Origin of the sequence: Paracoccus sp. PAMC 22219, from assembly GCF_000787695.1 — a bacterium.
Taxonomy (GTDB): domain Bacteria; phylum Pseudomonadota; class Alphaproteobacteria; order Rhodobacterales; family Rhodobacteraceae; genus Paracoccus.
The window spans coordinates 19,353-28,434 of sequence record NZ_BBPH01000025.1 but is presented as its reverse complement, the minus strand read 5'-3'; the positions used below and the strand labels follow the sequence as shown (position 1 = coordinate 28,434).

Annotated in this window: 10 protein-coding genes and 1 pseudogene; 6 read left to right on the top strand and 5 right to left on the bottom strand. The window is 70.3% G+C overall.

Going from position 1 to position 9,082, the window contains the following annotated elements:
• Both mutL and TY51_RS04595 read left to right on the top strand, forming a co-directional pair.
• Nucleotides 1-1,515, top strand: a 1,515-nt coding sequence (gene mutL, locus TY51_RS04600; RefSeq protein WP_042246478.1) for a DNA mismatch repair endonuclease MutL, incomplete at its 5' end; no start/stop codon positions are given.
• A gap of 48 nt (nt 1,516-1,563) precedes the next feature.
• Nucleotides 1,564-1,935 carry a DUF3775 domain-containing protein gene (locus tag TY51_RS04595; protein WP_042246459.1) on the top strand — a complete coding sequence of 124 codons (372 nt, stop codon included), beginning with the start codon at nt 1,564-1,566 and terminating at the stop codon, nt 1,933-1,935.
• Between the two features lie 46 nt (nt 1,936-1,981).
• Here TY51_RS04595 and TY51_RS04590 read toward each other — a convergent pair whose 3' ends face one another.
• Nucleotides 1,982-3,175: a PQQ-dependent sugar dehydrogenase gene (locus TY51_RS04590; protein WP_042246458.1), complete on the bottom strand. Its 1,194-nt coding sequence runs from the start codon at nt 3,173-3,175 to the stop codon at nt 1,982-1,984.
• 105 nt (nt 3,176-3,280) lie between these two features.
• Nucleotides 3,281-4,336 (bottom strand): saccharopine dehydrogenase, encoded by a 1,056-nt coding sequence (locus TY51_RS04585; RefSeq protein ID WP_042246455.1) that lies wholly within the window; start codon nt 4,334-4,336, stop codon nt 3,281-3,283.
• Nucleotides 4,337-4,463: 127 nt separating this feature from the next.
• Here TY51_RS04585 and TY51_RS23160 point away from each other — a divergent pair.
• Nucleotides 4,464-5,087 (top strand): annotated as a pseudogene (locus TY51_RS23160) (MBL fold metallo-hydrolase); the annotation flags it as partial.
• 154 nt (nt 5,088-5,241) lie between these two features.
• Here TY51_RS23160 and TY51_RS04575 read toward each other — a convergent pair.
• From TY51_RS04575 to TY51_RS04565, 3 genes are read right to left on the bottom strand one after another with little or no spacing between them, the layout of a single operon-like run.
• Nucleotides 5,242-5,892, bottom strand: a complete 651-nt coding sequence (locus TY51_RS04575) for a pseudouridine synthase (RefSeq protein WP_042246452.1) — start codon at nt 5,890-5,892, stop codon at nt 5,242-5,244.
• The gene (locus tag TY51_RS04570) at nt 5,889-6,515 is read right to left on the bottom strand and encodes a LysE family translocator (protein WP_042246475.1); all 627 of its coding nucleotides are present in this window, start codon (nt 6,513-6,515) and stop codon (nt 5,889-5,891) included. Before TY51_RS04570 ends, TY51_RS04575 begins: the two co-directional genes overlap by 4 nt.
• A 19-nt stretch (nt 6,516-6,534) precedes the next feature.
• A complete protein-coding gene (locus TY51_RS04565) occupies nt 6,535-6,987 on the bottom strand; it encodes a GAF domain-containing protein (protein WP_042246449.1) in 453 nt (150 codons plus the stop codon).
• Between the two features lie 117 nt (nt 6,988-7,104).
• On the opposite strand from TY51_RS04565, the gene TY51_RS04560 reads away from it, so the two are divergent.
• From TY51_RS04560 to TY51_RS20070, 3 genes are read left to right on the top strand one after another with little or no spacing between them, the layout of a single operon-like run.
• Entirely contained in the window at nt 7,105-8,421 is a 1,317-nt protein-coding gene (locus tag TY51_RS04560) for a histidine kinase (RefSeq protein ID WP_042246446.1), read from the top strand.
• Nucleotides 8,422-8,452: 31 nt separating this feature from the next.
• Nucleotides 8,453-8,929, top strand: coding sequence for a response regulator transcription factor (locus tag TY51_RS04555; RefSeq protein ID WP_052649777.1), 477 nt, complete (start codon nt 8,453-8,455; stop codon nt 8,927-8,929).
• Nucleotides 8,887-9,078 (top strand): response regulator transcription factor, encoded by a 192-nt coding sequence (locus TY51_RS20070; RefSeq protein WP_197054640.1) that lies wholly within the window; start codon nt 8,887-8,889, stop codon nt 9,076-9,078. The genes TY51_RS04555 and TY51_RS20070 overlap by 43 nt, the downstream gene beginning before the upstream one ends.
• The last annotated feature ends 4 nt before the right edge of the window (nt 9,079-9,082 follow it).

The following is a 9,082-nucleotide window of genomic DNA, read 5'->3' as shown; positions in this document are numbered from 1 at the left end:
AGCTTCGGCTTTCGCGGCGAGGCGCTGCCGTCGCCTTGGCGCGGTCGGGCGGCTGACCCATCACCCTCGCGCGCGCCAGGGGGCCGAGGGGGCGTCCATCGCGGTGACGGGGGGCGGCTGGACCCGCTGCGCCCGGCGGCGGCCAATTGCGGCACCGTGGTCGAGCTGCGCGATCTGTTCTTTGCCACGCCCGCGCGGCTGAAGTTCCTGCGCACCGACCGGGCGGAAACGCAGGCCGTCGCCGAAACCGTGCGCAGGCTGGCGATGGCCGAACCCTATGTCGGCTTTTCGCTGACCGCCGACGGGCGAGAGATCTTTCGCGCCGACGCCGAACAGGGAGAGCTGTTCGGTGCGCTGACCACCCGCCTGACCCGGCTGATGGGCGCCGATTTCATCGACAATGCCCTGCCGATGGATGCCGAACGCGACGGGATCACCCTGACGGGCTATGCCGCCCTGCCCACCTATTCGCGCGGGGCTGCGGTGGCGCAGCACCTGTACGTGAACGGCCGGCCGGTGCGGGACAAGCTGCTGACCGGGGCGCTGCGGGCGGGGTACATGGACGTGCTGGCGGCGGGACGGCATCCGGCGGCGGTGCTGTTTCTGGAATGCGATCCGCAGATGGTCGACGTGAACGTCCACCCGGCCAAGGCCGAGGTCCGGTTCCGCGACCCGCAATCGGCCCGCGGTCTGGTGGTGGGCAGCCTGCGTCACGCGATGGCCGGGGCGGGGCACCGGGCCTCCAGCACGGTAGGGGACGCGACGCTGCAGGCGGTGCGGATCGAACCGCGGCCCGACGCACGACCCGCTTGGCAGGCCGACAGGCCGTCGCAGGCGGCGCTGCGGGCGGGGCTGGAATTGCAGATGCCGGGCTTTGCCGAGACGCCGTCGGCGCGGTTCGACCCGGTCGTGGTCGACACGCCGGTGGACGAGGCCCCCCTTGGCGCCGCACGCGCGCAGATCCACGAGAATTATATCATCGCGCAGACCGCCGACGGGCTGGTGATCGTCGATCAGCATGCGGCCCATGAACGGCTGGTCTATGAGCGGCTGAAGGCGCAGGCCCAAGCCGCGGGCATTCCGGCCCAGGCCCTGCTGATCCCCGAGATCGTCGAGCTGCCCCCCGCCGATGCCGACCGCATCCTGTCCATCGCCGCCGATCTGGCAGCCCTTGGGCTGGTGATCGAGCCGTTCGGCCCCGGTGCGGTCGCGCTGCGCGAGGTCCCCGCGATGCTGGCGCGGCTGGACGGGCGCGCGCTGATCCGCGACATCCTGGACGATCTGGCCGATCAGGGCGCGTCGGACCGGCTGCAGGCGCGCATCGATGCTGTTCTGTCGTCGATGGCCTGCCACGGGTCGGTCCGGTCGGGCCGCCGGATGGGCGCGGACGAGATGAACGCCCTTCTGCGCGAGATGGAGCGTACGCCGAAATCGGGCCAGTGCAACCACGGCCGTCCGACCTGGGTCAAGCTGCAGTTGTCCGACATCGAACGCCTGTTCGGTCGCAGGGATTGACGCAGCGCCCGCGCGGGCCGATCCTGCCCCCAACCAGGAGGTGCCGCGATGCTGCAGATTGCCATCGACAAGATCGCCCATGTGATCATCCGCGCCCGCGATTACGAAAGCGGCGTCAACCCTTGGGCCCATCAGGGCGGCGGTCGCCAGCATGGCACCCGGTCCGAGCTGCATGATTTCATCGAAGGGCTGAATGAGGACGAACAGGCCAGCTTGGTCGCCGTCATGTGGATCGGGCGCGAAAGCTTTGAGCCGTCCGAGTTGGACGAGGCGATCCGCACCGCGCGGATCGAACGGACCATCCCGACCGAGGATTACCTGATGGGCGAACCCCGTCTGGCCGACCTGCTGGAGGCCGGGCTGGAGGGCTTGGGCATCTCTCCCGAAGATGCCGAGGACGACCTGCAGCGCCCGGTATGACAAAGGGCGGCCCCGCAGGACCGCCCCAAATCTGCCTTTGGCTGGATCAGCCTTCGGGGGTCAGGCGGACAAGACGGCCGTTTTCCTCATCGGTGATGATGACAAGGGCGCCGTCCTGCGCGACCTCGACCTCGCGGACGCGGCCGATGCCTTGGGCCAGGCGCGCCTCTCCGGTGACGGTGGTGCCGTCCATCTCCAGCCGGATGATGTCGCCCGACCGCAACCCGCCGATCAGCGCGTCACCCTGCCAGTCGGGGAACATGTCGCCGTCATAGAAGGCCATGCCGCTGATCGCGGGCGACGGGTCCCAGTAATAGACCGGCTGTTCGGTCCCGTCGACCTGGGTCGCGCCCATCTCGGCACCGCTATAGTCGGTGCCATAGGTGGCCAGCGGCCAGCCATAGTTCAGGCCGCCCTCGACGGCGTTCAGCTCGTCGCCGCCCTTGGGGCCGTGCTCGTTCATCCACAGCTGGCCGTCGGGGCCCATGGCCGCACCCTGGATGTTGCGGTGGCCGGTCGACCAGATTTCGGGCAGGGCGCCGTCGATGCCGGCGCCGGCGGGGGTGCCGTCGGTGGCATTGATGCGGACGATCTTGCCCAACGTGGCCTGCGGGTCCTGCGCATACTGGCGCGGTTCCGGGTCGCTGCGCTCTCCCAGGCCCACAAAGATATGGCCTTCGCCGTCATGGACGATCCGCGCCCCGAAATGCTTGGTCGAGGCCCAGGCCGGCTGCTGTTGCCAGATGCGCTGGACGTCGTCCATCGTGGTGCCGTCCTCCGACAGGATACCAGTCGCGACAGCCGTGGCGTTGGTGCCGTCGCCGCGGGGTTCGGCATAGGTCCACCAGACGCGGCGGGTGTCGGCGAAATCGTCGGCCACGGACACGTCGTGCAGGCCGCCCTGATCGCGGGCATCGACCTCGGGCAGGCCCTGGATGGGCTCGGACAGGGTGCCGTCGGTGGTATAGATGCGCATCCGGCCGGGACGTTCGGTGATCAGCCAGTTGCCGTCGGGCAGCTCCTGCAGACCCCAGGGATGCTCCAGCCCTTCGACCAGGACCTGCTGCTGCAGGCCGTCGCTCTCCAGCATGGGTGCGCGGGTCTGGCCCTCGAAGGCGGGCTGCTGGTCATAGGCGGCCCCGTTGGGGGTCGCATCATTGAAACCCTGCGCCGCGGCCATCGAGGCCAGAAATCCTGTGGCGGCAAGGGTGGTCAGGCTTGTCGTCGTACGGCGCGTCATGTGGGTTCTCCGGTCTGGTGAATACCTTGCCCAATTCATGACACGGCCCCGCGTTCCCCCCTGCGGCAACACGTCATTGTCAGATTGACGTGTCAGCCCCTCATGTCAGTGCGCGTCGCGATGGTCGCGAAACAGCGCGCCCGCCCGGCCCCAGGCCCCCGCATCGGGATCGTCCAACCCCTGCAGCACGGGCAGCAGCTGGGCCGCGTAATCCTCGCTGCTTTCGCGGGGCAGCATCGAGGGCAGGTTGTCGATCGCCATCCCGTCCAGCACCGGCGCATCCGTCACCCGCAGCACGGGCGCGTCCCAGGTGGTGGTGCGTTCATAGACCTTGATCGGGGAAAAATCGCTGGTCGGATCGCAGGCCACGTCGCCGATCACGGTCAGCGCACGGCCCGGCGCCACGGCGCTGGCGGGCACGAAGACCGGCGCGCCGGGATGGGCCAGGATCGCGTTGACGAAGATGTCGTGCATCAGCACCTCGGGAAAGGGGCCGCCATGGGCGGTCTCGGCCATGTCCCAAGCGGTCACCGCGACGCCCATCGCGGTCAGCAGGTCGGCCGCACCGCTGCCCACGCGGCCCTTGGCGCCGATGACGATGGCGCGCGGACGCGGGCGGCCGGTGGCGTCCATCCGGGCGCGCAGGTCGTCCAGCAGGTGATGGCGGTCGGGAAAGGCGCGGACCGGGCCGCAGATGCCGCCCGACTGCTGGGCGGTCCACGCCATCAGCGACACCGCCGCCCCCGCATAGCCCGCCCAATACCCGAACGCCGCCAGCCTGCGCCCGCTGTCGTCGGTCAGGTATTCCAGATCGTACAGCGCCCCGCCCCCGGCCTTGAACCGGTCCAGCAGCACCCGCCCAGCGGGCTGGCCCTTGAAGGCGTGGCCGAACATGATGTGGCGGTGGCGCAGGGGGGTGCCGTTCTCGGGCAGTTCCTTGAGGCCGAAGACGATGGCGTCGTCGGGTGCGGTGGGCCAGCTGCCCTCGGGGGCGATGGTGGCGCCGGCCTTGGCATAGGCGTCGGTCGGGATGATCCGGCGGTGGCTGTCCTCGACCGTGACGCGCATGCCCTGCCGGATCAGCGCCGCGACCCCGTCGGGGGTGATGCCCACGCGATCCTCGTTCGGGCGGCTTTCCGCCCTGACCCACAGATGTGTCATCCCGATCCCCTGCCATGGCTTGCCGACCGATCTGTAGGTCACGTGGCATTGCGCCGCAAGCGCGCGGCGGAACCTCCACCCTCCCGCCCGGGTTGGCCTTTCTTTCCCCGCTTCCGCAGGAGACAGCATGCACCTGACCCGTCGCACCGGCCTGAAACTGGCCGCCGCCCTGATGGGCACCGCCGTCATTCCCGCCCTTGTCCTGCCCCGCGCCGCCCGCGCGCAGGACGGCGGCTTTCGCCACGCGGTCGAGGGCGGAGAGGTCGTGATCCACCCGGTCGATCACGCCAGCATGGTTCTGGAAACGCCTGCCGGGGTGATCCTTGTCGACCCGGTCGGCGGGGCCGAGGCCTATGCCGACCTGCCGGCGCCGGACCTGATCCTGATCACGCACGAACACGGCGACCATTACGACCAACCGACGCTGGACGCCCTGCCGCAGGTGCCGATCATCGCCAACCCCGCCGTGGCCGGGATGCTGCCCGCGGCCATGGCCGAACGCACCACGACGATGGCCAATGGCGATACCGGAGAGGCCCTGGGCCTGCCGATCGAGGCGATCCCGGCCTATAACATCACCGAAGACCGCCTGCAGAACCACCCCAAGGGCCGCGACAACGGCTATATCCTGACCATCGGCGGCCAGCGCTTCCTGATCGCCGGCGATACCGAGGACACGCCCGAACTGCGCGCCCTGACCGACATCCACGTGGCGTTCCTGCCGATGAACCTGCCCTATACCATGTCGGTGGATCAGGCGGCGGCGGCGGTCACCGCTTTCGCGCCCGACGCGGTCTATCCCTATCACCACCGGGGCAGCGACCTGGACGCTTCGCAGCCTTGGTCGCCGAGGGCGGGTCGGGCACGCAGGTCGTCGTCGCGCCGTGGTACGCGGAGGCAGACGCCTAGAACGGTACCGTCGCCGAAAACCCGGTCTGCACCCCGGTTTCGGGGTGCCGGAACCGCAGGCTTTCGGCATGCAGCATCAGGCGCGGGTGATCGGCGGCGTCGCCATCCGCATACAGCGGATCGCCCAGGATCGCGTGGCCCAGCGACGCCATGTGGACCCGCAACTGATGGCTGCGCCCGGTGACGGGCATCAGGCGCACCCGCGTTTCCGCGTCCGTGGCGCGGACCACGCGCCAGTCGGTCTGGGCGGGCCGGCCTTCGGCATGATCGACCTTCTGGCGTGGCCGGTTCGGCCAATCCACGATCAGCGGCAGGTCGACCCGCCCCGTCTCTGGCTGCAGGCGGCCCGACAGCCGCGCGACATAGACCTTTTTGGTCAGCCGATCCTCGAACTGCTTGGACAGGTGGCGTTGCGCATGCGGGGTCAGGGCGAAGACCATCACCCCCGACGTATCCAGGTCCAGCCGGTGCACCAGCAGCACGGTCGGAAACGCCTCGCGCAGGCGGGCGATCAGGCAGTCGGCCCGGTCCTCTCCGCGCCCCGGTACGGACAGCAGCCCCGCCTGCTTGTCCACGACCAGCACGTGGTCGTCGGCATGGATCACCACCGGGATGTCCGGCGGCGGCGCATAGACGAATTCGGTCATTTCCAGACGAGGCGCAGCGCCAGTCCTGCGAACATGACGGCGGCGATCTTGTTGACCAGCCCCAGCCGCTTGCCGATCACCCCGCCCGCGACCCCGCCGACGACGCCGTACCCGATCGTCACCAGCGTCCCGGTAAAGGCAAAGATCAGCCCCAGGCCCAGGATCTGCTGCCAGACCGGGCCCCATGCGGGGTTGGTGAACTGCGGCAGGAATGCCAGCAGGAACAGCACCGGCTTGGGGTTCAGCGCGTTGGACAGGAACCCGCGGCGGATGATGTTCCAGACCCTGACGCTGCCCCGGGCCGAGGGGTCGATGTCGCCCGACCGCCAGCTTTTCCACGCCAGCCACAGCAGATAGGCCGCGCCTGCATACTTGATGGCGCGCAGCGCCTCGGGGTGGGCGGCGACGATCGCGCCCAGGCCCACGGTCGCCAGCGCCACGTGCATCAGCACGCCCAGCCCCACGCCGAACCCGGCCCAGGCCCCCGCGCGCGGCCCGCCCTGGATGCCGCAGGCGCTGGCAAAGAACACGTCCTGTCCGGGCGCAAAATTCAGCACCAGCCCGCCCGCGATGAACGCGGTCAGCTGCCCCGCGGGGATGTTCGCCAAGGTGTCCCAGATCATCGTGCCGCCCCCAAAGTGTTCACAGATGCCCGAAGGCATCCGCCAGAATCGCCGTCAACGCATCCGCATCGGCCTGATCAAAGGCATCCGCGCGGTCGCTGTCGATGTCCAGCACCCCGATCAGCCGCCCGCCCGCGCCCAGGACAGGCAACACGATCTCGGACCGGGTGCTGCTGGAACAGGCGATGTGGCCGGGGAACGCCTCGACATCCGGCACGATCTGGACCGCGCGCAGGCGCGCCGCCGCCCCGCAGACCCCGCGGGAAAACGGGATGACCAGGCAGCCGTGCCCGCCCTGATAGGGGCCGATCTTCAGCAGCTCGGGGCCCACCACGCGATAGAAGCCGGTCCAGTCGAACCGGTCGTCGGAATGATGAAGTTCGCAGGCGACGGTCGCCATCAGCGCGACCTCGTCGGTCTCGCCCGCACACAGGGCCCGGATGCGGGCCGCCAGATCGTCATAATCGCTCATCCGCATATCCTTACGCGGGGCCGCTGGGACAGAAAAGCCCGCCCGTTCACCGGCGCGAAAATTGCGGCGGGGATGCGGGCCATTGCCCCGGCAACCGCTTGGCGGCACTGTCGCGCCATGACGCTGCGCACCCGCATCCTGACGCTGATCCTGATCGTCCAGCTGGGCCTGATCGCCCTGCTGGCGATGGGCAGCCTGGACCGGCTGCGCCGCGACATCGCCACCGAAACGCGGATGGGCGCGGAGACGGCGCGCAACCTGGTGCTGGCCACCATCGGCACGATGCAGGGGGCGGTGCCGCCCGACCGCATCATGGCGCTGCTGCCCGAACGGCTGACCGAACCGCGACACGCCCGCATCGGCATACTGAACGTGCTGGACGGCACGCTGCGCCAGCCCGCGGGCCCGCCAGACCCGGCGCTGCGCGCGCCGGGCTGGTTCGCGGGACTGGTCGCCCCCGACCCGCAGGAGACCCGCCTGCCGGTGGTGATCGACGGCCGGCCGCGCGGCTATGTGCTGATCACCGGCGACCCGGCCGAAGAGATCGCCCGCGCCTGGCGCGACATGCGCGACCTGATGGCGCTGGCGCTGGCGGCGGCGGCGCTGCAGGCGGCGCTGATCGCCGGGGCGCTGGCGCAGGGGCTGCGCCCGGTCGCCACCATCGCCGCGCGCCTGTCGGACATGACGCGGGGCGATCTGGACGGGCGCATCGGCCCGCTGCCCCATCCCGACCTGGCGGCGCTGGCCGCCCATGCCGACCGGCTGGCACAGGCGCTGGAACAGGCGCGCTCCGACCGCACGCGGCTACAGCACCAGGTGATCGCCCGCGCCGATGCGGAACGAAAGGCCATCGCCCGCGACCTGCATGACGAGATGGGCCCCTGCCTGTTCGGCCTGCGGGTCGAGGCCGACGCCTTGCGCGAGGCCGCGCCCGATGCCGCCACCGCCGCATCGGCCGACCAGATCGCGGCGATCGCGGAACAGATCGCCCGCGTGAACCGCGCCCTGCTGGACGACCTGCGCCCAATGGCGGTGGGACAGCTGCCGCTGGCCACGGTGCTGGCGGATTACGTGGAGGACCTGAACCGCCGCTTTCCGGGCACCCGCTTTGCGCTGGACATGGCCGCGGGACTGCCCGAGCCGGACGAGGCCACCGCCCTGACCCTGTTCCGCATCCTGCAGGAGGGCACCACGAACGCCCTGCGCCACGCGCAGGCGGGCCGCGTGGACATCCGGCTCTGGACCGATCCGGCGCATTGGCGCATGGTGCTGGCCGATGACGGCGCGGGCATGGCCCCCGACCGGCGCGAGGGGACCGGCCTGACGGGGATGCGCGAACGCATCACCCTGCTGGGCGGGACCCTGCGCCTTGAGGCCGGGTCACCGGGCACGCGCCTGATCGCGGACCTGCCCCGGCAGGCCGGACAGCCCTGACGACCGCCAGCACTGAGAACAGGACGACGCCGTGACGAAACGCGCCTTGGTCATCGACGACCACCCGATCACCCATCTGGGCGCCAGCCGCCTGCTGCGCGATCTGGGCTATGACCCGGTGGGCCAGGCCATGTCCGGAGAGGAGGCGCTGGACCAGCTGACCCGCGACGCCGCCCCCGACCTGATCGTGCTGGACATCAGCCTGCCCGGCGCGGGCGGGCTGGACCTGGTCACGCCGCTGCTGGCCGCCGCGCCCGATGCGCGCATCCTGGTCTTTTCCATGAACGACCAGACCGGCTTTGCCGCCCGCGCCTGCAGGCGGGCGCGCAGGGGTTTCTGTCCAAGAACGCGCCCCCATCCGATTTTCGCGACGCCGTCCGCACGCTGGAGGCCGGAGAGTTCTATCTGGCCCCCAAGCAGGCGATGGCGCTGGCCACGCTGCGCGCGGGCGCGGCGGGCGACCCGTTGGGCGCGCTGTCGGACCGCGAACGCCAGGTGCTGGCCCTGATCGGGCAGGGGCATGCGCTGCAGGCCATCGCGGATCAGTTGGGCGTCAGCTACAAGACCGCGGCCAACACCTCGTCGGCGCTGAAGAAGAAGCTGGGCGTGGACGGGATCAACGGCTTGATGAAATTCGCGCTGGACAGCGGCGTATAGGGGG

Coding starts and splice junctions, on each gene's coding strand:
- TY51_RS04595 (WP_042246459.1), top strand. CDS start 1,564: ATGCTGCAGATTGCCATCGACAAGATCGCCCATGTGATCATCCGCGCC.
- TY51_RS04590 (WP_042246458.1), bottom strand. CDS start 3,175: ATGACGCGCCGTACGACGACAAGCCTGACCACCCTTGCCGCCACAGGA.
- TY51_RS04585 (WP_042246455.1), bottom strand. CDS start 4,336: ATGACACATCTGTGGGTCAGGGCGGAAAGCCGCCCGAACGAGGATCGC.
- TY51_RS04575 (WP_042246452.1), bottom strand. CDS start 5,892: ATGACCGAATTCGTCTATGCGCCGCCGCCGGACATCCCGGTGGTGATC.
- TY51_RS04570 (WP_042246475.1), bottom strand. CDS start 6,515: ATGATCTGGGACACCTTGGCGAACATCCCCGCGGGGCAGCTGACCGCG.
- TY51_RS04565 (WP_042246449.1), bottom strand. CDS start 6,987: ATGAGCGATTATGACGATCTGGCGGCCCGCATCCGGGCCCTGTGTGCG.
- TY51_RS04560 (WP_042246446.1), top strand. CDS start 7,105: ATGACGCTGCGCACCCGCATCCTGACGCTGATCCTGATCGTCCAGCTG.